We start from the raw sequence: 22,084 nt of genomic DNA, 5'->3' as shown, positions 1-22,084 counted from the left end.
GACCACCAGCAGGACTGGCATAGTGCACAGCATGGCTCGGGAACTGACGACAGTGGGTGTGGTAGGCCTCGGCACGATGGGCGCCGGGATCGCCGAGGTGTTCGCGCGCAACGGGCTGACCGTGGTCGGCGTCGAGCGTGACGAGGAAGCCGCGAGCCGCGGCCGCGGTCACATCCAGCACTCCACCGACCGGGCCGTGAAGCGCGGCAAGCTGTCCGTCGAGGACCAGCAGGCGCTGTTCGACCGGGTCACGTTCGCCACCTCGCTCGAGGCGCTCGCGGACTGCGACCTGGTGATCGAGGCAGTCGTCGAGCGGCTCGAGCTGAAGCGCGAGATCTTCGGCGCGCTGGACAAGATCGTCCGCGAGGACGCGATCCTCGCCACCAACACCTCGTCGTTGTCGGTCACCGAGATCTCGGTCGCGACCCAGCGTCCGCGGCGCGTCGTCGGCATGCACTTCTTCAACCCGGCGCCCGTGCAGGAGTTCGTCGAGGTGATCAAGACCGTCGTCACCGAGCCGGACGTGGTCGACGACGTGCAGGCGCTGGCCCGCCGCCTCGACAAGGTGCCGGTGGTCGCGGCCGACCGGGCCGGCTTCATCGCCAACGCGCTGCTCTTCGGGTACCTGAACCACGCGGTGTCCATGGTCGAGTCGAAGTACGCGACCCGGGAGGACGTCGACGCGGCGATGCGGCTCGGCTGCGGTTACCCGATGGGCCCGCTGGCGCTGCTCGACCTGATCGGCCTGGACACGGCGTACGAGATCCTCGACACGATGTACAAGCAGGGTCGCAACCGGCTGCACGCGCCGGCGCCGATCCTCAAGCAGATGGTCACCGCCGGGCTGCTCGGGCGGAAGACCGGCCGCGGCTTCTACACCTACGAGGCGCCGGACTCGCCGGTCGTCGTGGACGACGAGCACACGCCGTCGGTCTCGGCCGAGGGGCCGAGGACCCGGCCGATCAAGCAGGTCGGCGTGGTCGGATCCGGCACGATGGCGGTCGGCATCGTCGAGGTCCTCGCCAAGGCCGGGTACGACGTCCGGTACGTCGCCCGCGGTACCGAGAAGGTCGACAAGGTTCGCGCCGTGCTGGAGCGCTCGCTGGAGAAGGGCGTGCAGCGCGGCAAGCTCTCGTCGGAGGAGCGCGACGCGGCGCTGCGCCGGGTGACCGGTACGGCGAAGCTCGACGACCTCGCGAGTGTCGACCTGGTGATCGAGGCCGTGGTCGAGGAGCTCAGCGTCAAGCAGGCACTGTTCGAGACGTTCGACGAGATCTGCAAGCCGGGCGCGATCCTCGCGACCACCACCTCCTCGCTGCCGGTGATCGACCTGGCGATGGCGACCAAGCGGCCGGCCGACGTGGTCGGGCTGCACTTCTTCAACCCGGCGCCGGTGATGCAGCTGGTCGAGGTGGTCAGCACGGTCAGCACGTCGCCGGAGGTCGCCGACACGGTCGCCGGCGTGGCTGTTGCCGCCGGCAAGCACCCGGTGCGCTGCGGTGACCGGGCCGGCTTCATCGTGAACGCGCTGCTGTTCCCGTACCTGAACGACGCGGTCCGGATGCTCGAGGCGCACTACGCCGGGGTCGACGACATCGACGCCGCGATGAAGCTCGGCTGCCGCCTGCCGATGGGCCCGTTCGCGCTGCTTGACGTGGTCGGCCTGGACGTCTCGCTCGCCATCCAGCGCACGCTGTACCTGGAGTTCCGCGAGCCCGGCTTCGCCCCGGCCCCCCTCCTCGAACACCTGGTCACCGCCGGCTACCTCGGCCGCAAAACCGGTCGCGGCTTCCGCGACTACAGCTGACCCCAACTGGGGAGTCCTACCGCTCATATCCGGTGGATAGAGCTCCCCGGTCGCGGCTAGGGTGGCGGGGATGTTGACGGTTGAGGTGGGGGGCTCGTCGGTGCAGGCGCTGCTGGTCAGCGAAGGCGAGCCGCCGCGCGAGGTTCGGCTGGAGGAGCACCGGGATCTGCCCTGGCTCGTCGCGGCACCCGGGCTGGTGGAGGGCGATCGGGTTCGGGGTGCCCATCACCTCGGGTGGATGGACGTGTGCATCAGCCGCGAACTCGGCATGCCGTCACCGCCGGCGCTGTCGATGAACGATGCCGAGGCGGCTGGGACGGGGGAGTGGCTGCTGCTTGGGCAGCCCTCCGGGACCACGGTGTACGTCGGGATCGGTACGGGCGTCGGCGCGGTCGGGATCCGCGACGGCGAGGTTGTCGCGGTCGAGTTCGGCCACCGGACGTCGTACGGCGACAAGGTATGTGGCGGGTGTGGCCGGCGCGGCTGCCTCGATGCGCAGATCGGCGGCCATGCATTGCCGACACCGCTGCGGGCGGACGAGGCCGAGTTGGTCAGCACGTCCGTGGTTGACGCGCTGCGCGGTCAGGAGATCGCGATCGACCGGGTGGTCCTGGGTGGCGGCCTGTTGCGCGCGTACCCCGAGATCGTCGGCGCTGTCGAAGCCGCCGCCGATCTCGAGGTGGTCGGTTCGCGGTGCGCTCCGGAGTACAAGTCCGCCGCCTACCTGGGATTGCTCGCCGCTTACGGCTCCATCTCGGCGTAGTCGCCGCAGGGGCCGCCGCCGATGGCCTCCGCGAGGACGGTCTCCCGGCGGTCCGGCCGGATGAGCGGGTTGTAGAAGGCTGCGATCTCGACGCTGTCCTCCGGGACGTAGTGGAAGATCAGTGAGCGGCGGAAGCGGTCCGCGGTGCTGTTCGGCTTGGAGCCGTGCACGACGCTGCCGTGGAAGAACAGCACGTCACCGGCCGTCATCTTGGTCTGCACGTGGCTCAGGCCATCGGGTACCGGGACCTGTGCGGTGCTGAACGACTCGCTCAGGTCGGCCGGCTCGGGGCAGACCAGCTCGGTCCGGTGCGAGCCGGGGACGACCTTCAGGCCGCCGTTCGCCGAGTCGACATCGTCGATCGCGATCCAGGCGGCGAGGCAGGTCTCCGGTTCGGCGCGCAGGAACGTGTTGTCCTGGTGCAGCGCCTGGCCGCGAGCGCCCGGCGGCTTGAAGTAGAACATCGACTGCGCGGCCAGCGCCGGGCCGATCAGCGCCTGGACGACATCGATGATCCGGTCGTCGAGCATCAGCTCGAGCGCGATCCGGCCGGCCTCGGTGTCGGTCCGCCGGTGCGGGTGCACGAACCGGGGGTACTTCTTCAGCGGGTCGTCGTCGGGGACGCCGTCGTCGTGGCCGAGCGAGAGGTCCGCCTCGACCTGCTCCATGTAGACCTGCTTGATGCGCTCGACCTCAGCGGGTTCGAGCAGCTGGGGAACCTGGACGATGCCGTCCCGCTGGTAGATCTCGGTCACTGTCATGTCTTCAGAATGCGGCGGCCGGGCCCGGCCAGCGATAGTCTATCGAGCTGTGAACCTTCGATATCCTGCTGAGTCGCCACATCCGGCCGTGCGCCGGCTTGTGACCGGCGAGTTCGACGAAGGCCCTGAGTACGCCACGTTTCGGCGTCGCGGTACGACGGACTGGCTGCTGGTGCAGACGCTCGACGGCCGGGGACGATTCGGTCACGTCGCGGCCGAGCCCGGCACCGTCACACTGGTCCGGCCGGGGACCCTGCACGACTACGCCACGGTCGGGGACCGGTGGCGGTTCCGGTACGCGCACCTGAACCCGAAACCGGACTGGCTGCCGCTGCTCGACTGGCCGGAAGTTGCTCCCGGCATCGTTCAGCTGCGGCCCGCGACCGCCACCTTCGAGCGGATCGCCGAGCACCTGCGCGACGCCGTACGGCATCAGCACAGCGTGTTGCCGCAGGCCGAGCAGCTCAGCGCCAACTCGCTCGAAGCGGCGCTGTTGTGGTGCGACACCCAGAACCCGAAGGCGGTCCAGATCGACGACCGGCTGCTCCGCGCGATCGAACTCGTCGACCAGGACCTGACCGCGAACCTCGACGTACCCCGGCTGGCGCGCGCGGTGAATCTGTCGGTGTCCCGGTTCGCGCACCTGTTCCGCGACCAGCTCGGCGTCAGCCCGCAGCAGTTCGTCGAACGCCGCCGCCTGGACGCGGCCGCCCGCCTCCTCGAACTCACCAGCCGCTCCGTTGCCTCCGTCGCCGCGCAGGTCGGCTACGCGGACCCGTTGTATTTCGCCACCCGCTTCCGTCTACACACTGGATCAAGCCCCACGGAGTACCGCCGGAGGTCTTAGAGTTCTGCGCATGAGAACGCGTGCAGTGGTGGGGCTGGCGGTACTGGCCGTCGTGGGGCTGGGGGCGTGCGCGCCGGAGGACGACTCGTCCGCGTCGTCGACGCCGTCGGGAGCGGATGCCTGCGGCAAGGACAAGCTGGCGGTCACCACCGCCGGGAAACTGACGGTCGGGACCGACAAGCCGGCGTACGAGCCGTGGTTCAGCGACAACGACCCGAGCAACGGCAAGGGGTACGAGTCGGCCGTCACCTACGCGGTGGCGAAGAAGCTCGGGTTCGAGCAGGCCGACGTGAAGTGGCAGACGGTCCAGTTCAACACCGCCTTCGCGCCCGGACCGAAGGCCTTCGACCTGGACGTGAACCAGGTGTCGATCTCCGAGGACCGCCGCAAGGCCGTCGACTTCTCCTCCGGGTACTACGACGTGCGGCAGACCGTGATCACCACCGCAGGGAGCAAGATCGCGAACGCCAAGTCCGTCGCCGAGCTCGCCGGCGCCAAACTCGGTGCCCAGGTCGGTACGACGAGCTACACGGCGCTGCGGGACCAGGTGAAACCGCAGCAGACGCCGGCCGTCTTCGACACCAACGACCTGGCGGTCCAGGCGCTGAAGAACAAGCAGATCGACGGCATCGTGGTGGATCTGCCGACCGCGTTCTACATGACCGGGGCGCAGCTCGACGACGGCAAGATCGTCGGTCAGCTGCCGTCGTCGAGCGGGCAGGCCGAGCAGTTCGGCTTCGTGCTCGCGAAGGGGTCGAAGCTGACCGGCTGCGTGACCCAGGCGGTCGACGCGCTGAAGGCCGACGGCACGCTGGCGAACCTGCAGAAGCAGTACCTCACCGAGTCGGGCGCCCCCGAGCTCTCGTGACCGAGCGCAGCGAGCGAACAAAAAAACCCAGCAGCATCGCTCATGCCGGAGGCGAGCGGAGCGAGGTGGAGGCGTGAGCGAGCGCAGCGAGCGAACTATTCAGCACCGCGTCGACTGGCGGCCGTCGGCGCTGCAGTTGGAGCGGATCGCGTACCGCCGCGGGCAGGCCCGGCGCTCGACCCTGATCGCCGTGGTCAGCTCGGTGGTGCTGCTCGCACTGGTTGTCGTCGGCATCGGTTCGACGCCCGGCTGGCCGCGGGTCCGGGCGACGTTCTTCGACGTGCACCGCGGCTGGGAGGCGCTCCCGGTCGTTGCCCAGGGCCTCTGGCTGAACATCCGGGTGATGCTGGTCTGCGCGGTCCTGATCGTCGTCTTCGGTCTGACGCTGGCGGTCCTGCGGACGCTGCGGGGCCCGATCTTCTTCCCGTTGCGGGTGTTCGCGGCGGCGTACACGGACGTCTTTCGTGGGCTGCCGCTGCTGTTGGTGATCTTCCTGCTCGGCTTCGGCGTACCGGCGCTGCAGTTGCGCGGCCTGCCGAACCAGGCGGTGATCTGGGGCGGCGCCGCGCTGGTGCTGACCTATTCGTCGTACGTCGCCGAGGTGTTCCGGGCCGGCATTGAGTCGGTGCACCCGTCGCAACGGGCGGCCGCTCGCTCGCTCGGTCTGTCCCACCGCCAGACGCTGCGGTTCGTCGTCCTCCCGCAAGCGGTCCGGCGCGTGCTGCCGCCGCTGCTGAACGACTTCGTGAGTCTGCAGAAGGACTCCGGCCTGATCGCGGTGCTCGGGGTGATCGACGCGATCCGCGCCGCCCAGTTGGAGACGGCCGAGGACTTCAACTTCACGCCGTACGTCGTCGCCGGGCTGCTGTTCGTCGCGCTGACCATCCCGCTGACCCGGCTGACCGATTACGTCGCGCGCCGCCAGGGCTGGTACGGCGGGGGAGGTGGACCGGTGTGACCCTGCTCAATCTCCGTGGAGTGCGCAAGGCGTACGGCGAGAACGTCGTACTGGACGGGTTCGACCTGGACGTCGAGGCGGGGGAGTGCGTCGTGCTGATCGGCGCCTCGGGGTCCGGGAAGTCGACGCTGCTGCGGTGTGTGAACCTGCTCGAGACCGTGGACGACGGTGTCGTCGAGCTGGCCGGCGTGGACATCACGGATCCGCGGGCCGACGCGGACAAGGTGCGGTCCGGGATCGGGATCGTGTTCCAGTCGTACAACCTGTTCCCGCACCTGACCGTGCTGGACAACATCACGCTCGCCCCGATCCGGGTGCACCGGGTACCGCGGGACGTGGCCCGGTCCCGCGCGCTCCAGATGCTCGCGCGGGTCGGACTCGCCGACAAGGCGGGCGCGAAACCCGACGAGCTGTCCGGCGGGCAGCAGCAACGCGCCGCCATCGCCCGGGCGATGGTGAACTCGCCGCAGCTGATGCTGCTCGACGAGGTCACCTCGGCGCTCGACCCGGAACTCGTCGGCGAGGTCCTCGACCTGCTCCGCGAGCTGAAGTCCGAGGGGATGACGATGCTCGTCTGCACCCACGAGATGGCCTTCGCCCGCGAGGTCGCCGATCGGGTCTGCTTCCTGCACCACGGCCGCCCACTGGAAGTCGGCCCGCCCGCGCAGGTCCTGGAGGATCCGCGCGAGCCCCGTACCCGCGAGTTCCTCAGCCGGATCCGGACCTAACGCGTCAACGCGACGACAGGTAGGTGAGGACGGCCATCACGCGGCGGTTGTCGTCCTCGGACGGCGGCAGGTCGAGCTTGGCGAAGATGTTGTTGGTGTGCTTGCTGACCGCCTTCTCGGTGACGAAGAGCGCGCCGGCGATCGCGGCGTTCGAGCGTCCTTCGGCCATCAGCCCGAGGACCTCGGACTCCCGCGGGGTCAGCCGGCTGATCGGTTCGTCGCGGGTGTTGCGGGCCAGCAGCTGACCGATCACGTCCGGGTCCATCGCGGTGCCGCCGGCCGCGACCCGGCGTACGGCATCGAGGAACTCGGCGACATTCGAGACCCGGTCCTTCAGCAGGTACCCGACGCCGCCGCCGCCACCGGTGAGGAGCTCGCGCGCGTAGAGCTGCTCGACGTACTGCGACAGCACCAGGATCGGCAGGCCCGGGACCTGGCTGCGGGCCTCGATCGCGGCCCGCAGGCCCTCGTCGGTGAACGTCGGCGGCAGCCGTACGTCGACCACCGCGACGTCCGGGCGGTGTTCCACCAGCGCGGGCACCAGCCGGGGTCCGTTGTCGACCGCCTCGACCACCTCGAAGTCGTGCGCCTCCAGCAGGCGGATCAGGCCGTCCCGGAGGAGGGCGTGGTCTTCAGCGATGAGGACTCGCAAGGCAGCTCCATGATCACGGTGGTCGGCCCGGCGTTCGGGCTCACCACGGTCAACGTACCGTCGAAGGCGGCCAGCCGCCGCTCGATACCGTACAGACCGCCGCCGGGCTTGACGACCGCGCCACCCACGCCGTCGTCGCCGACGATCATGTGCAGCTTCTCGTCCTCGTGGGTGATCTGGATCCAGGCGTTCGTGGCGGCCGAGTACTTGACCGCGTTGGCGAGGCATTCGGCGACCGCGAAGTACGCCGCGGACTCCACCGGCGCCGGCGGCCGGCCCGGGACGTCGAAGGTGACGTCGACCTTGAACGGGCAGGTCAGCGCGAGCGCCTTGACCGCGCCTTCGAGCCCGCGGTCGGCGAGCACCGGCGGGTGGATCCCGCGGACCAGGTCACGCAGCTCGGACAGCGCCGTACTCGCGGACTCCCGGGCCTCGGTGAGCAGCGCCGCGGCCTGGGCCGGATCGCGGGCCACCATCTCCTCGGCCATGCCGAGGTTCATGCTGAGGGCGGCCAGGCGGGCCTGGGCGCCGTCGTGCAGGTCACGCTCGATCCGGCGCAGCTCGGCCGCCTGGGTGTCGACGGTCTCGGCGCGGGACTCGGCCAGCTCGCGGACCCGCATCGCCAGCTTGGCGCTCTCGGTCGGGCCGAGCAGCGACCGGGCCAGGAACGCGTTCGCCTTGAGCAGCCGCTCGCCGGCCGCCTGCCAGATCAGGAACGCGATCAGCGCGACCGGCATCAGCAGGAAGCTGGACCAGAAGTTGACCGTGAAGAGGCCACCGAACGGCTCGGTGAAGACGCCCTCCGGGGTGACGCCGACGAGCAGCGGGTAGACCAGGTAGAACGCCATCGCGAAGAACAGCACGGCGCTCAGCAGGCAGAGCGTGAACCCGAAGACGGCGTTCACCAGCAGCCAGACGATGTCCCGCCAGGTCTGCGGGTCGGTCATGATGGTCCGGATCCGCATCAGCGTGCCGGGCATCGGGGGCTGCTTGTACGGCCGGGGAATGCGCTCGCCGAGGAAGCCGGACAGCATCGTGCGGTGGCAGTTCGCGAACCAGCGGGTCGCCGGGACGAACACCAGCAGCATCGGGATGCCGACCCAGACCACGATCAGTGGCACGGACACCACGGACAGCACGAAGAACGCGATCCCGACCTCGGCCAGGATCGCGAGGAACAACGCGACCCAGGGCTGGGCGAGCTTCGGGTACCGCATCGGCGGCGGTGCCTCGGTGACGGCGACGGTGGTCATGCCTCCATCATGACCGAGCGTGAGGCCCGGAGCAGTGGAGTTATCCCCCCAATGTCCCGGGGCCCTGAGACCCCGGCGGATCCGGGTAGTAGCACTCGTGTGCGGAGCCGTTATGCGATCGAGACTTGATGCTGTACGTTGGCCGCGGCTGTACGCCCAGGCCTCCCCCCGCACCCGAAGAAGAGGACCTGATGGCTCAGCCGATCGTGTCACCTGTTGCTACCCGCCGCTCCGATTTCTCCCCGCTCTTACGCGAGATCAAGGCCGCGGGCCTGCTGGAGCGCCGTACTGCGGCGTACGCGATGGCCATCGGCATCAACATCGGCCTGACGGCTCTGACCTGGGCGGCGATCGCGACCGTCGGGGCGTCGTGGTGGGTGGTGCTGCTCGCCCTGCCGCTCGGGATCCTGACCACGCGGGCGGCGTTCTTCGGGCACGACGCCGGTCACCAGCAGATCGCCGGCTCGCGCAAGCTGCACGACTGGATCGGCATGCTGCACGGCAACCTCCTGCTCGGCATGAGCTACGCCTGGTGGAACGACAAGCACAACCGCCACCACGCGAACCCGAACCACACCGACAAGGACCCGGACGTCGGCGAGGGCGTACTGGTCTGGACCCTCGAACAGGCGTCGGGCCGCAAGGGTCTCGAGGGCTGGCTGACCCGCAACCAGGCGCGGATCTTCTTCCCGCTGCTCACCCTGGAGGGCTTCAACCTGAAGGTCTCGAGCATCCGGTTCCTGCTCGCCCGGCGCCGCGAGCAGCGCGTCGAGCTCGGGCTGATGGCCGCGCACCTGGCCATCTACCTCACCGCGCTGTTCCTGATCATGTCGCCGGCCCAGGCGCTGGTGTTCGCGCTCGTGCACCACATGATCTTCGGGCTGCACCTCGGCAGCGTGTTCGCGCCGAACCACAAGGGCATGGAGATGCCCGATGCCGACAGCAACTGGGGTCACCTGGAAAAGCAGGTGCTGACGTCGCGCAACGTGAACGGCGGTCTGGTGACCGACTGGATGATGGGCGGGCTCAACTACCAGATCGAGCACCACCTCTTCCCGAGCATGCCGCGCGCCAACCTGCGGTTCGCCCAGCCGATCGTCCGGGCGTACTGCGAGAAGGTCGGAATGCCCTACGTTTCAACGGGTTTGATCGATTCGTACCGAATGGGGTTGCGCCATATGCACGCCGTCGGTGAGGAACTTCGAAGCAATGCCTGACAACCGCTAGCGACCCCTAGGCGACTCAGTCGCACGTCGGTTACGGTCTCCCCTCTCGGGGCCGCCCACTCTTTGTGAGGAGACCTTTCATGGCCGATAGATCCGGTCTGAGTCGCCGCGGTTTGTTAGGCGCTGTCGCCGGCGTGACCGCTGCCTCCGCACTGACCGCCGCGCCCGCGTGGGGCGCCGACGACCTTCGGCCGGGTGCGGTGACCCGGCCGAAGCTGGACAGGTACGACCGGCAGATCGTGTCCGGCCTGTCCTCCGATCGTGCCCTCGAGCACCTCCAGGTGCTGTCCGAGCACATCGGTCCACGCATCGGCGGTACGGCGAGCGAGAAGCGTGCCGCGGACTACATCGCCAGTCAGCTCGACAAGTTCGGCTACCGGACCCGGCTCGAACCGTTCCCGGTCGCGGACAAGTTCCTCGCCCAGATCACCGACGTCCGTGGCCTGCTGCCGGACGACCTGTGCTGGCAGGCCGGCGCCGCGCCTGGCGGCAAGCTCGACGTCACCGTCCAAGGCCCGGTGCGGGACGTCGGGCCGGCGACCGCGCCGGTCTGGCCGGCCGATGTCGCCGGCTCCGTCGTGATCGCCGACGACACGGCCGCGGCCCGGCCGGCCCTGGTCGCGGAGGCCGCCGCGCGTGGTGCCGTCGGCGTGATCCTGCTGCCGGCCGACCAGGTGTACCCGCGCCGCGCGTCGGCGTTCTCCCCGAGCGGCCTCACCGACGCCCCGATCCCGGTGATCGGCGTCGCCCAGGTCCAGAAGCGCCTGATCCGCGAGGCCCTCGCCGTGGTCACCTCGTTGCCGTTGAAGATCAGTACGACGGCACATCGCGGACTGATCTCGAACAACGTGATCGGCGAGCGCCGCGGCAAGTCCGGCGCGAACGGGCCGATCGTGATGGTCAGCGGCCACTACGACACCGTCCCGGGCGCACCCGGCGCGAACGACGACGGCTCCGGGACCGTGCTCACGATGGAGTTGGCGCGCGTCTTCAGCCGGATCCCCACCGACGCGACCTTGCGATTCGCCCTCTGGGGCTCGGAGGAGCAAGGCCTGATCGGCTCCCGGTACCACGTCGCGCAGCTCGCCCAGGACCAGCGCGACCGCTACGCCGCCGTCTTCCAGAACGACATGGTCGCCACGAGTTGGGACCCGGCCGTCACCTACTGGCTGTTGTCGTTCACCGGACTCGCCAACACCGCGACCGACGCCGTACGGGCCGCCGGGCAACGGCTCGGGTACGACGCTCAGCTCGTCGGACCCGTGCAGCGTGGGGCGTCCGATCACCAGTCGTTCCAGGAGGTCGGGATCGCGTCCGCCAACTTCTCGTGGCGTGGCGAGCTGGCGCCGTCGTACCTCGAGCCGCCGTACCACTCGCCGGAGGACACCATCGCGAAGAACGTCAGCCTGGAGCGTCTTCAGGTGTCGATGGAGCTGATCGGCTGCGCGACGTACGAGGTCGCGCGCGGCTGAGCCCGGGGCGAGCAACGCAGGGTGACCTGGGTCATAGGACTAGCCTTGAGGGGCTATGTCGCGCAGGAAGCCTTCCAAGTGGCAGCGGCCGGTCAGCGACCGGCCGCTGCTCGGCGGTACCCAGAGCCGTGAGGTGAAGGCCGGCGGTGAGTGGATCGTCCGGCGGGTGTCCGGGTCCGCGTCCGCGAAGTCTTACCGCTGCCCGGGCTGCGACCAGCAGATCCCGCCGGCCACGCCGCATGTCGTCGTGTGGCCGGAGAACCCCAGCCTGCTCGGTGCGATCGGCGGTGCGCAGTCGCTGGACGAGCGGCGCCACTGGCACACCGCGTGCTGGCAACGGAGCCGTTGAAAGGTGTCTGCATGAAGCTCCCGGTGACGTCGTACGGCGAAACTGGTACGCCGGTCGTGGTGATGCACGGGCTGTTCGGCTCGAGCCGGAACTGGATGACCGCGGCCCGGCGGCTCGCGGACCGGCACCGGGTGTTCGCCTTCGACCTGCGCAACCACGGCACCTCGCCGCACGTCGACACGATGAGCTACCCGGAGATGGCCGACGACGTCCGGGAGACGATCGAGTCGCTCGGGGTCGGGCCGGTCGCGCTGGTCGGGCACTCGATGGGCGGCAAGACGGCGATGCTGACGGCGCTGCGGCACCCGGCGGTGGTGGAGCGGCTCGTGGTCGTCGACGCGGCGCCGGTCGCGTACCCGCCGGCGTTCGTGGAGTACGCGCGGGCGATGCGGGACGCGGATCTGTCGTCGGTGACCCGGCGCGCCGACGTCGACGCGCAGCTCGTGGACGCCGTACCGACGCCGGGGACGCGGGCGTTCCTGCTGCAGAACCTGATCCTCGACGACGCGGGCGCGCGCTGGCGGCCGAACCTGCCGGTGATCGAGGCCGCGCTGCCGGCCATCTCCGGCTGGCCCGCCGACACGGCCGGCCTGGTGTACGACGGGCCGACCCTGTTCATCTACGGCGGCAAGTCGGACTACGTCCAGCAGGACCACCGTGCGACGATCGCGGAGTACTTCCCGCAGGTCCGGTACGCCGAGGTTCCGGAGGCGGGCCATTGGGTCCACGCCGAGCGCCTCGACGACTTCCTGGACGCGCTCGTGCCGTTCCTTCCGTGAGGTTGGTAAACGTTTGTTCGTAATCCATTGACCTCCGACTGAAGTCGTCGGTAAGTTTTCAACCCAGTTCCTGCAGGATCCACGATCTGGGTTGGTGGTAGCGATGGTGGTCCGGACCGGCGCACAGCGGCTGGCCGACGACCCGGGGTTGGTGCCCGACGGGCGCCTGGGACTGATCACGAACTTCACCGGCGTGCTGCCGGACCTCACGCCGACCTCGGTCGCGTTGCGTGCGGCCGGTCTGCCGGTGACGGCGTTGTTCGGTCCCGAGCACGGCCTCCGGGGTACGGCGCAAGCGGGTGCGAGCGAGGGCGAGGGAGTGGATCCCGACACCGGGCTCCCGGTGTTCGACACGTACCGGCGGCAAGGTCGTGAGCTCGACGACCTGTTCTCCGGTGTCGACGTCCTGCTCTTCGACATCCAGGACATCGGGACACGGTTCTACACCTACGTCTGGACGATGTACGACTGTCAGCAGGCCGCCGCGCGGCTCGGCAAGCCGTTCGTCGTCCTGGATCGGCCGAACCCGCTCGGCGGTGTCCGGGTCGAAGGGCCGGTGCTGCAGCCCGGGTTCGAGAGTTTCGTCGGCCGGGCGCCGATCCCGCTCCGGCACGGGCTGACGGCGGGCGAACTGGCCCTGCAGCTGGGCCCGGCGACGGTGGTCGAGCTCGAGGGCTGGACGCGGGACGCGCGTGGCGTCGAGCCGTGGGTGCCGCCGTCGCCGAACATGCCGACCCCGGACACCGCTTTGGTATACCCCGGCACCGGCCTCTTCGAGGGCACGAACCTCAGCGAGGGCCGCGGGACCACGCGGCCGTTCGAGACGATCGGTGCGCCGTACGTCGACGATCGGCTGGCGCCGGCGTTGCGGGACTGCGGGTTGCCGGGCGTGATGTTCCGGCGGACCTGGTTCGAGCCGGTGTTCAGCAAGTACGCCGGACAGGCGGTGTCCGGCGTACAACTGCACGTCGTGGACCGGGACGCGTTCGAGCCGGTGCGGACCGCGCTGGTGATGCTCCGGGTGCTGAACGAGTTGTACGCCGACGACTTCGGGTTGCTGCCGTCACTCGACAAGCTGTGGGGCTCGGACTCGCTGCGGAAGACCCTCGAGGCGGGCGAGGACCCCGTCGAGCTCTTGCCTGCGGCAACCACACCGGCCGGGTGGGTACGACCCGGCGTACTGCGCTACGAAGGGACCCCTGCCTGATGATCCGTTCGTTCCAGGTCGGCGACGGGCCGGCGCTGGCCGCGGCCTGGACGGCCGCCGCGCCGGCCGACCCGATCAGCTACCAGCGCTTCCGCGACCTGTTCCTGCTCGACCGCAACTTCGACGCGGCCGGTCTGCAGGTGGCCGTGATCAATGATCAGATCGTCGGCGCCGCGTACGCCGTCCGCCGGCTGATCGCCGCCGACGGCGACGATCTCGAACCGGAATCCGGCTGGATCCCGTTCTTCTTCGTGCACCCGGACCACCGGCGGCAGGGTGTCGGTCGCGCGCTGTTGACGGCGGCAACGGACTGGCTCCGCTCCGAGGGGCGGTCGGAGGTCTACTTCTCGTCGTACACGCCGAACTACTTCCTTCCCGGCCTCGACGCGGACCGCTACCCGGAAGCCGCCCGGCTGCTCGGCGCGATGGGCTTCGAGCGCCGGTACGACGCCGTCGCGATGGACCGCGGACTGGTGGGGTATGCCATTCCGGGCGACGTGCGCAAGCGCATCGACGCGCTGACGGCCGAGGGCTACAGCTTTGGTACACCGTCCGACGACGAGCTGACCGCACTGATCGCGATCGCCGGCGCGGAGTTCAATCCGGACTGGGCCCGCGCCATTCGCGAGGGCGTCGTCGCCGGTCTACCACTGGATCGGATCGTGGTGGCACGCCAACCCGATCGAGCACCTCGAGCACGGTCTGGCGGGGCGATCCTCGGCTGGGCGATGCACGGGACCTATGAAGGCGTGATCGACCGCTTCGGTCCGTTCGGGGTGCTGCCGGCATCCCGCGGAACCGGCCTCGGCAACGTGCTGCTGCACCTGACGCTCGAGCGGATGGTCGCCGCCGGCGCCCACAGCGCCTGGTTCCTGTGGACCGGGGAGAAGTCCGCGGCCGGGCAGCTGTACCTGAAGACGGGTTTCGAGATCACCCGCACGTTCACCATCCTCCGGGCGCCGTTGCTCCCGGCTGGCGGGAAGGAATGACATGAGGATTGCCAAGGGTTTGCGGCTGGCCGTGGCGCTGGGCGTGCTCGCCACGGGCGCTGCCGCGTGTGGCGGCGGCAGCGGTTCGGGCGGAGGTGGCGACAAGGTCGAGCTGACCCTGCTCAGCCACTACAGCGACGGGCCGTCCAAGGACGGGCTGGACAAGATGATCCAGCAGTGGAACAAGGAGAACCCGAAGATCCAGGTGAAGGCACAGGTGGTCAAGTTCGACGACCTGCTGACCACGCTCACCGTCCGCCAGACCGGCGGCCGCGGCGCGGACATCGTCAGCGCCTACGGCCTGTGGGGCGGCCAGCTGATGAAGGCGAACGTCGTCGCGAAGGTGCCTGACGACATCGCCGGCAAGATCAAGGCGGAGTACAGCCCGGCGGCACTCGGCGCGGTGACCACCGGCGACACGCTGCTCGGCTACCCGACCGAGCTGAACACCTACGTGCTGTTTTACAACAAGAAGATCCTCGCCGCGGCCGGCGTGACCAAGCCGCCGACGACCTGGGCCGAGCTCGCGGACGCGGCCAAGAAGACCGTCAAGCGGGATGCCAAGGGCAACATCCAGGTCGAGGGTCTGAGCCTGATCCAGGACGGCGACAACAAGTCCGTGCATCCGTTCCTGTCGCTGCTCGACTCGGCCGGCGGGAAGTTCCTCGGCGCCGACGGTACGCCGGAGTTCGACAACGCCGCCGGGAAGTCGGCGCTGAAGTTCGAGGCCGACCTGGCCGCGGCCAAGGCGACCAACCCGTCGATCATGCCGACCAAGCAGTTCCGCAGCGGCGGCGTCGCGATGGCGATCCAGGCCGGCTGGTGGATCGGCAGCCTGAAGACCCAGATGAAGGACAAGTACTCCGACGTCGGCGTGACCGCGATCCCGGGGCCGACCGCGGGTAGCAAGGGCTCGCTGGCGTACGGGTTCTTCATGGGTGTCAACCAGCGCAGCAAGCACGCCGACGAGGCGTGGAAGTTCCTGACCTGGATGAACGAGCACAAGGCCGACAGCGGGAACGTCACGGAAACCGGGAAGTGGCTGGCCGACCAGGGCCTGATCCCGCCGCGCACCGCGGACCAGGCGGAGTACAAGAAGACGTTGTCGGACCCGAACCTGGCGCCGATCTACGACGCGGCGACGTACGCGATGCCGGAGCCGAACCAGCCGGGGGCGTACGAGGCGAAGACGGCGCTGCACAACGCGATCATGGGCGTGCTTGCCGACGGCAAGAACCCTGACGACGCACTGGCGCAGGCCGCGAAGGCGGTCAAGCCGCAATGACGACCGCGGTCGGGAGGGTCGGTGCCGTCACGGCACCGGCCCGCCAGGTCGGAAAGCTGCATCGCGAGGGGCGTGCGGCGTACCTGTTCCTGTCGCCGGCGCTGGTGTTCTTCACGATTTTCCTGATCCTGCCGTTCATCTTCGCGATCGTGCTGGCGTTCTCGGACTGGGGCGGGTTCGACCTCGGCACGATGAAGTGGGCCGGGTTCAAGAACTTCGGCGACGTCCTGAGCTTCGACGGGACGTTCGTGAAACCGATCCTGGTGAACACCCTGCTGTTCGCGTTCGGTTCCGTGTTCCTGGCGACGTTCGGGTCGGTGCTGGTTGCCTACTGCATCGACCGGCTGTCGTTCCAGGGGTTCTGGCGGGTGCTCTACTTCCTGCCGGTGGTCGCCACGGTGGTGGCGATCGGCAACGTCTGGAAGATGATGTACCAGCCGGCCGGACTGATCAACGGGGTGCTGAACAAGCTCGGCGTGAACAGCATCGGTTTCCTGTCCGACTCGTCGTACGCGCTGCCCTCGGTGACGGTCGTGCACGCCTGGGCGTCGATCGGGGGCGCTGTCCTGATCCTGACCGCCGGTTTGAAGGCGATCCCGGAGATGTACTACGAGGCGGCCGAGGTCGACGGGGCGAACTCCTGGAACATGTTCTGGTCGATCACGTTGCCGCTGCTGCGGCCGGCGCTGCTGTTCGTGCTGATCACCCAGTTCATCGGCGGTTTGCAGTCGTTCGCGCTGATCATCGTGATGACGGGTGACGGCGGGCCGGTGAACGCGACCAACGTGGCGGCCTTCGAGATGTACCAGCGGGCCTTCAAGTACGGCGCCTGGGGGACGGCGAGCGCGATGGCGATGGTGCTGTTCGTGATCATCCTCGCGATCACCCTGCTGCAGCTGTGGATCGCCCGGCGGCGCGGAGAGGAGACCTCGTGAAACGGCGCGGAAAGTTTCCGTGGTTCGCGTACCTGGTGGTGATCCTCGGCGCCGTCGCGATGGTGATGCCGTTCCTGGACATGGTGATGAGCTCGTTCAAGGGCCCGGGGGAGTACGGCGTGATTCCGTACCGGCTGCTCCCCTCGCACTGGGACTTCTCGAACTACCGGGAGGCGTTCTCCCAGCTCGAACTGCCGCGGTTGTTCCGGAACAGCGTCATCGTCACGGTCAGCGTGACGATTTCCGTGCTGGTCACGTCCGGGATGGCCGGGTACGCGCTGGCGAAACTGCGGTTCCGCGGCCGCGCGGTGATTTTCCGTTTCATCCTCGCGACGATGATGCTGCCGCCGTTCCTGCTGCTGATCCCGACGTTCCTGATCATGCTCAACTGGCCGTTGGCCGGCGGCAACGACATCCTCGGGCGTGGTGGCGACGGCGGGCTGACGACCAGCCTGATCTCGCTGATCCTGCCGTTCACGGTCAGCGGTTTCGGGATTTTCCTGATGCGCCAGTTCATGGTGTCGCTGCCGGACGAGATGCTCGAGGCCGCCAAGATCGACGGCGCCAACCAGTGGCAGACCTGGCGGCTGATCGTGCTGCCGCAGACCAAACCGGTCGCGATCACGCTCGGACTGATCACCTTCATCGGGACCTGGAACGAGTACATCTGGACGTTGCTGATCTCGTCGTCCGATCCCGATCTGCAGACCTTGCCGGTGGGCATCCAGTTGCTGCAGAGCTTCCTCGACCCGGACCGCACGATGCCGATCGTGATGGCCGGTCTGGTGATCAGCACGCTCCCCGTGCTGGTCGTGTTCCTGATCTTCCAGAAGTACTACGTGCGTGGCGTCGTACTCAGTGGCCTGAAATGAGGAGACCCTTGTGACCAGAACAGTGCTCGCCATCGGCGCCCACATCGGCGACATGGACCTGACCGCCGGGCCGACGCTGGCCAAGCTCGCGCTGGAGGGCGCGGCCACCACGATCGTCGCCCTGACCCCGGGCGAGCGCGGTCACCCGCGGCTGTCGCCCGCCGAGTACAAGAAGCAGAAGATCACCGAGGGCACGGCGTTCGCGGAGGCGATCGGTGCGGACTTCGCGGTCCTGGACCACAGCGACGGTTTCCTGCCCGACACCGACGACGTCGCGCTGCAGCTGGCCCGGATCATCCGCGAGAAGCAGCCCGACACGATCATCACCCACTGGAAACACTCCATCCACCGCGACCACGAGCACACCTCCGTCCTGGCCGAGCGCGCTCGTTTCCTGGCTGGCCTCCCGATCGAGTCCACGGACGACTTCGCCGCGATGACGCCGTACGCCGAACTGGCCGCGCAACTCGCCGAGCTCCCGCGGCACGGCGTACGCACGATCATGCACGCGGAGAACTGGGAGGACATGGAGGGCTTCAAGCCGACCTTGTACGTCCCGATCTCCGACGAGGCGTTCTACCGCTGGGTCTCCGCCATCCGCCACCAGGCCTTCGCCCGTGGCGAGACCTACGGCTTCCGCTACATCGACTACTACACGGCGCTGATGACCACCCGAGGCTGCCTGGCCTCCTACCCCCGGGCCTGTGCCTTCCACACCAACCAGTCCCCGGAGGTCACCAAACTCGCCGGTCCGTAGATCTGCCGCGCGGGTGACGTACGGTCGTAGTCGGTCTGTTGCCGGAGGAGTGGAGTGGGCGTGGCTGAGGTTCGGTTGGTGGTGCAGGGCGACGACTTCGGGATGTGTCATGCCGTGAACGTGGGGACGGTCGAGGCGTTCCGGCACGGGATCGTGACGCAGGCGTCGACCATGGCGGCTTGTCCGTGGTTCACGGAGGCGGCGGCGCTGGCGCGGGAGTTCGGCATTCCGCTCGGCGTGCATCAGACGTTGACGTGCGAGTGGGACTTCCTGCGCTGGCGGCCGTTGACGGACGGGGTGTCGCTGGTGGGCGAGGACGGTACGTTCCGGCGTACTGTGGCCGAGGCCGAGGCGGCCATCACCCTGGACGACGCGGTGCGGGAGTTGACAGCTCAGGTGGGGAAGTTCGCGGCGGAAGGCGTGGAGGTCGAGTACCTGGATCTTCACATGGGGTCGTCCGTGCCGGCGGCGTACGAGGTCGTGTCGGAGCAGCTCGGGAAGCCGTTCATCTACGGGCCGGTCGAATCGCGGCGGTTCGCGTCGATCGAGACCTTGAGCGACCGGGACACGGCGCAGAAGAAGCCGTGGGTCCTCGAGTACCTCGACAAGCTGACGCCCGGCGTGCACCTGCTCGTGACCCACTGCGCCGCGGCCCACCCGGAACTCGGTGCGATCCACCGACCAGGATCAGACACCTATCGGTGGGCCGAGGAGTACCGGTTGTCGGATCAGGCGATCGTCATCGACCCGGAGATTCGGCAGGCGATCGAGGATCGCGGGATCGAGCTCACGACGGTCGGTACGGCGTTCGCCGCCGCCTGACCGAGATCGGCGGTGGCGACCGCGTCCGCGGTGAGCTGTCAGTCGTGCGTGGGGGAGGCGCCCCACACGAAGCAGAACTCGTTGCCTTCGGGATCACGCATGCATTGCCAGCGGCCGCCGTCGTAGATGTCGTCGGCCCGGGTGGCGCCGAGGCGGAGGGCGTTGGCGATGGCCGCGTCCTTCGTCTCCGGAGGCACGTACAGGTCGAGGTGCACGCGGTTCTTGCGGACCTGCTTGCCCTCGGGCACCTGTGCGAAGTCCAGCCGCACCCGCCCGCCGCGCAGCTCGGTCACTCCGTGCTGATCAGGACGCAGGTCACCCCCGAGCAAGGCCTGCCAGAATCCACCCAGCCCATCGGGATCGGCACAGTCGAACGCAACCGCGTCAATCACCGGCACCGGCGCGTACGGCGTCCCGCCGGCGACCTCCTGCCCCGCTCCATCGCTCATCGCCCCACCCTAGTTCAGCGACGGCCACGCCTCCGCGGCCGTCGAGTCGTGACAAACGGCTGCCGAAACACCGCCGCGATCCACGACTCGGGCTTCGGCACACCAACCATTCACCACGACTCGGCGAGTCGGTCAGCTCGGGCGGAGGGTGAGGATCTGGGTGAGCGTGCCGACGGGGCCTCGGTGGTCGTGGAGGGTGCTGCTGGTGAGGCCGATGCCGGCCGGGCCGAACGAGACGGTGGTGTCGAAGCCGAGCCAATCACCCTCGGGCACGTCGAACAGGTGCGCCGTCAGATCGATGTTGGGGAAGGCAACGGTTTTCGGTTCGGCGCGCACCGTCATCCCGTTCGCGATGTCGAACAGGCTGGCGGCGCGGGCGAGACCGCTGACCTCTTCGCCGGCGATCAACCGGATCGGCGTACGCACCCAGAACGCGGCTCGTCCCGGTTCGGTCTGCTCGCGCCGTACCTCGGCCGAGGCGATGAACCCACCCGGCCACACCGTCGTCGGGTCCCACTCCGGCATGTCGTCGACCGGTGTGATGGCCGGAAACGCGGTCCCGGCCAGACGAGCTGTGTCGCCGGGCTGCATCAGCCAGGCGCGCAGCAGTACGGCGTCCCGCCCGTTGTGGCTCAGCGTCGCCTCGACCAGCTCGACCGTCCGCCCCGGCCGCACGACCCGGACCGCCACCTCCACCACGTCGACCGGCAGCGTCCCGAGGATGTCGTACGAGAGCCGCCCGATCAGCAGCCCGTCCGTGCGCCGTGCGTCGCGATCCCGTTCGACCACGTGCGCGAGCAGTCCGAGCGCGGGCGCGATGTGCTGCGTCGCGGTGTCCCAGGCGCCACCGACCTGGCTCGTCGCGCGGTACGTGGACTCGTCCACCCGTTCGAAGTAGGCCATTGCGCTGGGCTCCTCGGTGTACGGCGATCGCTGGCCGGCTCACGGTACCTGTCGGCGCGTGCTGGCATCATCGGCGCATGGACGACATCATCGCGACCGATCGATTCGTCGTGCGGCCGTTCACGATCGAGGACATCGAGTGGGTGTTCGAGGTGTCGCAGGATCCTGCGGTGCAGCAGTTCGTGCAGGTGCCGTCGCCGTACCTGATGGAGCATGCGCGGTACTTCGTCGAGCAGCTCGCGATCGCGCAACGGGAAAGCGGCGAGCGGGCCGAGTTCGTGGTCGAGGACGCGGCGACGGGGGAGCGGCTCGCGCGTGTCGGGCTGGGGTTGCGCGGCGACGGTACGGCGGAAGTCGGGTACTGGACCGCGCCGGCGGCTCGTGGGCGGGGCGTCGCGCCCGAGGCGGTGCGGGCGGTGTGTCGCTGGGGGTTCGACGTACGCGGGCTGGAACTGATCGAGTGGCGGGCGGAGGTCGGCAATCACGCGTCGCGGCGGGTCGCGCAGAAGGCCGGATTCCTGATGGAGGGGCAACTGCGGAAGCGGCTCGTGCATCGCGGGCAGCGGGTCGATGCGTGGATCGGGTCGCTGGTGAGTTAGGCGCCACGGTGCGCGCCTGGTGGTTGGCCGGTCGCCGCTTTGATGTGGCGGGAGAGGTGGCTGACCGAGTGGTACCCGGTCAGCTCGGCGACGGCCTGCAGCGGCAGCGTCGAGTTGCGGATGTGGGCGAGCGCGTGGCGGAGACGAACGGCCTGCAGCGCCGCCTGCGGGCTGGTGCCGCGGAGCCGGGTGAACGCGGCGCGGAGGCCAGACGGCGAGATGCCGAGGTCGGCGGCGACGGCTGCGATCCGCAGACCTGTGGCGAAGCGTTCCTCGAACAGTTGCTCCGCCTGCGTGACCAGTTGCTCGGTGGGAGTCGGGGGCGGGGACGCCGCGCGGCGGAGGCGAAGATCGAGCTCGGCGAGGAGCAGTGCACGGAGCTCGTCGTTGCCGGGCTGGGTGCTTTCGCGGACGAGCGCATCGAAGACGCGGCCGAGCGTGTGGTCGGCGTCGTCGTAGCAGAGTCGCGGCCACGGCTGCGTGGGGTTCGCGTCGACCTGGAGGAAGCGATTCGCGTACCCGGTACGGCTCTGTTCGGCGTGCCAGGTGTGCGGTGGCGTGAGCAGCACCGTGCCGGGCGTGGCGTCGTACGACGTGTCGCCGACGGGGCAGGTGATGCGGCCGCGGACGTAGTACACGAGCTCCCAGGACGTGTGCGCGTGCGACGGGTAGTCCTTGCCGGGCGGGGCGACATGGATGCCGGCGCCGAGCAGCCGTGGCGATGTGTGCATAACCGGAGTCGCCTTCTGCATTGTTTCTCGGGTACGTCGCAACGATGCTGGCATCGATTCGTGCATCTGTGA

24 protein-coding genes are annotated in these 22,084 nt (G+C 68.9%); 18 read left to right on the top strand and 6 right to left on the bottom strand.

Annotation, left to right across the window (positions count from 1 at the left end; all coding sequences use genetic code 11):
- The first annotated feature begins 31 nt into the window (after nt 1-31).
- Both ACFYRH_RS21205 and ACFYRH_RS21200 read left to right on the top strand, forming a co-directional pair.
- Complete coding sequence (locus ACFYRH_RS21205; RefSeq protein WP_387777606.1) at nt 32-1,807, top strand: 3-hydroxyacyl-CoA dehydrogenase family protein; 1,776 nt, start codon at nt 32-34, stop codon at nt 1,805-1,807.
- A 70-nt stretch (nt 1,808-1,877) separates the two neighbouring features.
- Entirely contained in the window at nt 1,878-2,570 is a 693-nt protein-coding gene (locus ACFYRH_RS21200) for an ROK family protein (RefSeq protein WP_387777602.1), read from the top strand.
- Here ACFYRH_RS21200 and ACFYRH_RS21195 read toward each other — a convergent pair.
- Complete coding sequence (locus ACFYRH_RS21195; protein ID WP_387777599.1) at nt 2,549-3,331, bottom strand: phytanoyl-CoA dioxygenase family protein; 783 nt, start codon at nt 3,329-3,331, stop codon at nt 2,549-2,551. The genes ACFYRH_RS21200 and ACFYRH_RS21195 overlap by 22 nt on opposite strands.
- 88 nt (nt 3,332-3,419) lie before the next feature.
- On the opposite strand from ACFYRH_RS21195, the gene ACFYRH_RS21190 reads away from it, so the two are divergent.
- The 4 genes from ACFYRH_RS21190 to ACFYRH_RS21175 all read left to right on the top strand — a co-directional run bounded on the left by ACFYRH_RS21190 (nt 3,420) and on the right by ACFYRH_RS21175 (nt 6,732).
- The gene (locus tag ACFYRH_RS21190; RefSeq protein ID WP_387777596.1) at nt 3,420-4,178 is read left to right on the top strand and encodes a helix-turn-helix domain-containing protein; all 759 of its coding nucleotides are present in this window, start codon (nt 3,420-3,422) and stop codon (nt 4,176-4,178) included.
- A 10-nt stretch (nt 4,179-4,188) separates the two neighbouring features.
- The gene (locus ACFYRH_RS21185; protein ID WP_387777593.1) at nt 4,189-5,046 is read left to right on the top strand and encodes an ABC transporter substrate-binding protein; all 858 of its coding nucleotides are present in this window, start codon (nt 4,189-4,191) and stop codon (nt 5,044-5,046) included.
- Nucleotides 5,047-5,119: 73 nt separating this feature from the next.
- Nucleotides 5,120-6,004, top strand: a complete 885-nt coding sequence (locus ACFYRH_RS21180) for an amino acid ABC transporter permease (RefSeq protein ID WP_387777590.1) — start codon at nt 5,120-5,122, stop codon at nt 6,002-6,004.
- Nucleotides 6,001-6,732 carry an amino acid ABC transporter ATP-binding protein gene (locus tag ACFYRH_RS21175; protein WP_387777587.1) on the top strand — a complete coding sequence of 244 codons (732 nt, stop codon included), beginning with the start codon at nt 6,001-6,003 and terminating at the stop codon, nt 6,730-6,732. The genes ACFYRH_RS21180 and ACFYRH_RS21175 overlap by 4 nt, the downstream gene beginning before the upstream one ends.
- Nucleotides 6,733-6,736: 4 nt before the next feature.
- Here the strand turns inward: ACFYRH_RS21175 and ACFYRH_RS21170 are convergent, their stop codons facing one another.
- Together ACFYRH_RS21170 and ACFYRH_RS21165 are read right to left on the bottom strand one after the other, a co-directional pair.
- Complete coding sequence (locus ACFYRH_RS21170) at nt 6,737-7,384, bottom strand: response regulator (protein WP_387777584.1); 648 nt, start codon at nt 7,382-7,384, stop codon at nt 6,737-6,739.
- Complete coding sequence (locus ACFYRH_RS21165) at nt 7,336-8,637, bottom strand: sensor histidine kinase (RefSeq protein WP_387777581.1); 1,302 nt, start codon at nt 8,635-8,637, stop codon at nt 7,336-7,338. The genes ACFYRH_RS21170 and ACFYRH_RS21165 overlap by 49 nt, the downstream gene beginning before the upstream one ends.
- 191 nt (nt 8,638-8,828) lie before the next feature.
- On the opposite strand from ACFYRH_RS21165, the gene ACFYRH_RS21160 reads away from it, so the two are divergent.
- The 11 genes from ACFYRH_RS21160 to ACFYRH_RS21110 all read left to right on the top strand — a co-directional run bounded on the left by ACFYRH_RS21160 (nt 8,829) and on the right by ACFYRH_RS21110 (nt 19,330).
- A complete protein-coding gene (locus ACFYRH_RS21160; protein WP_387777578.1) occupies nt 8,829-9,854 on the top strand; it encodes a fatty acid desaturase family protein in 1,026 nt (341 codons plus the stop codon).
- An 89-nt stretch (nt 9,855-9,943) separates the two neighbouring features.
- Nucleotides 9,944-11,335, top strand: a complete 1,392-nt coding sequence (locus ACFYRH_RS21155) for a M28 family metallopeptidase (RefSeq protein WP_387777575.1) — start codon at nt 9,944-9,946, stop codon at nt 11,333-11,335.
- 55 nt (nt 11,336-11,390) lie between these two features.
- Nucleotides 11,391-11,684 (top strand): hypothetical protein, encoded by a 294-nt coding sequence (locus tag ACFYRH_RS21150; RefSeq protein ID WP_387777572.1) that lies wholly within the window; start codon nt 11,391-11,393, stop codon nt 11,682-11,684.
- A gap of 11 nt (nt 11,685-11,695) precedes the next feature.
- The gene (locus ACFYRH_RS21145) at nt 11,696-12,463 is read left to right on the top strand and encodes an alpha/beta fold hydrolase (RefSeq protein WP_387777569.1); all 768 of its coding nucleotides are present in this window, start codon (nt 11,696-11,698) and stop codon (nt 12,461-12,463) included.
- A gap of 103 nt (nt 12,464-12,566) precedes the next feature.
- Entirely contained in the window at nt 12,567-13,670 is a 1,104-nt protein-coding gene (locus ACFYRH_RS21140; protein ID WP_387777566.1) for an exo-beta-N-acetylmuramidase NamZ domain-containing protein, read from the top strand.
- Nucleotides 13,670-14,659: a GNAT family N-acetyltransferase gene (locus ACFYRH_RS21135; RefSeq protein WP_387777563.1), complete on the top strand. Its 990-nt coding sequence runs from the start codon at nt 13,670-13,672 to the stop codon at nt 14,657-14,659. The genes ACFYRH_RS21140 and ACFYRH_RS21135 overlap by 1 nt, the downstream gene beginning before the upstream one ends.
- Before the next feature lies 1 nt (nt 14,660).
- On the top strand, nt 14,661-15,944 hold the full coding sequence (locus ACFYRH_RS21130; protein ID WP_387777560.1) for an ABC transporter substrate-binding protein: 1,284 nt from the start codon (nt 14,661-14,663) through the stop codon (nt 15,942-15,944).
- Nucleotides 15,941-16,879 carry a carbohydrate ABC transporter permease gene (locus tag ACFYRH_RS21125; protein WP_387777557.1) on the top strand — a complete coding sequence of 313 codons (939 nt, stop codon included), beginning with the start codon at nt 15,941-15,943 and terminating at the stop codon, nt 16,877-16,879. Before ACFYRH_RS21130 ends, ACFYRH_RS21125 begins: the two co-directional genes overlap by 4 nt.
- Nucleotides 16,876-17,751, top strand: coding sequence for a carbohydrate ABC transporter permease (locus ACFYRH_RS21120; protein WP_387777554.1), 876 nt, complete (start codon nt 16,876-16,878; stop codon nt 17,749-17,751). The genes ACFYRH_RS21125 and ACFYRH_RS21120 overlap by 4 nt, the downstream gene beginning before the upstream one ends.
- A 10-nt stretch (nt 17,752-17,761) precedes the next feature.
- Nucleotides 17,762-18,508: a PIG-L deacetylase family protein gene (locus ACFYRH_RS21115; protein ID WP_387777551.1), complete on the top strand. Its 747-nt coding sequence runs from the start codon at nt 17,762-17,764 to the stop codon at nt 18,506-18,508.
- 60 nt (nt 18,509-18,568) lie between these two features.
- Entirely contained in the window at nt 18,569-19,330 is a 762-nt protein-coding gene (locus ACFYRH_RS21110) for a carbohydrate deacetylase (RefSeq protein ID WP_387777548.1), read from the top strand.
- Between the two features lie 38 nt (nt 19,331-19,368).
- Here ACFYRH_RS21110 and ACFYRH_RS21105 read toward each other — a convergent pair whose 3' ends face one another.
- A complete protein-coding gene (locus ACFYRH_RS21105; protein ID WP_387777545.1) occupies nt 19,369-19,779 on the bottom strand; it encodes a VOC family protein in 411 nt (136 codons plus the stop codon).
- Nucleotides 19,780-19,911: 132 nt separating this feature from the next.
- The gene (locus tag ACFYRH_RS21100; protein ID WP_387777542.1) at nt 19,912-20,682 is read right to left on the bottom strand and encodes a thioesterase family protein; all 771 of its coding nucleotides are present in this window, start codon (nt 20,680-20,682) and stop codon (nt 19,912-19,914) included.
- A 77-nt stretch (nt 20,683-20,759) separates the two neighbouring features.
- Here ACFYRH_RS21100 and ACFYRH_RS21095 point away from each other — a divergent pair, with 77 nt between their 5' ends.
- Entirely contained in the window at nt 20,760-21,281 is a 522-nt protein-coding gene (locus ACFYRH_RS21095) for a GNAT family N-acetyltransferase (RefSeq protein WP_387777539.1), read from the top strand.
- Here the strand turns inward: ACFYRH_RS21095 and ACFYRH_RS21090 are convergent.
- Nucleotides 21,278-22,012: a helix-turn-helix domain-containing protein gene (locus tag ACFYRH_RS21090; protein ID WP_387777536.1), complete on the bottom strand. Its 735-nt coding sequence runs from the start codon at nt 22,010-22,012 to the stop codon at nt 21,278-21,280. The genes ACFYRH_RS21095 and ACFYRH_RS21090 overlap by 4 nt on opposite strands.
- Between the last annotated feature and the right edge of the window lie 72 nt (nt 22,013-22,084).

It is taken from the genome of Kribbella sp. NPDC004875, assembly GCF_042873375.1.
Taxonomy (GTDB): domain Bacteria; phylum Actinomycetota; class Actinomycetes; order Propionibacteriales; family Kribbellaceae; genus Kribbella.
This window is presented reverse-complemented; position numbering and strand designations above follow the sequence as displayed.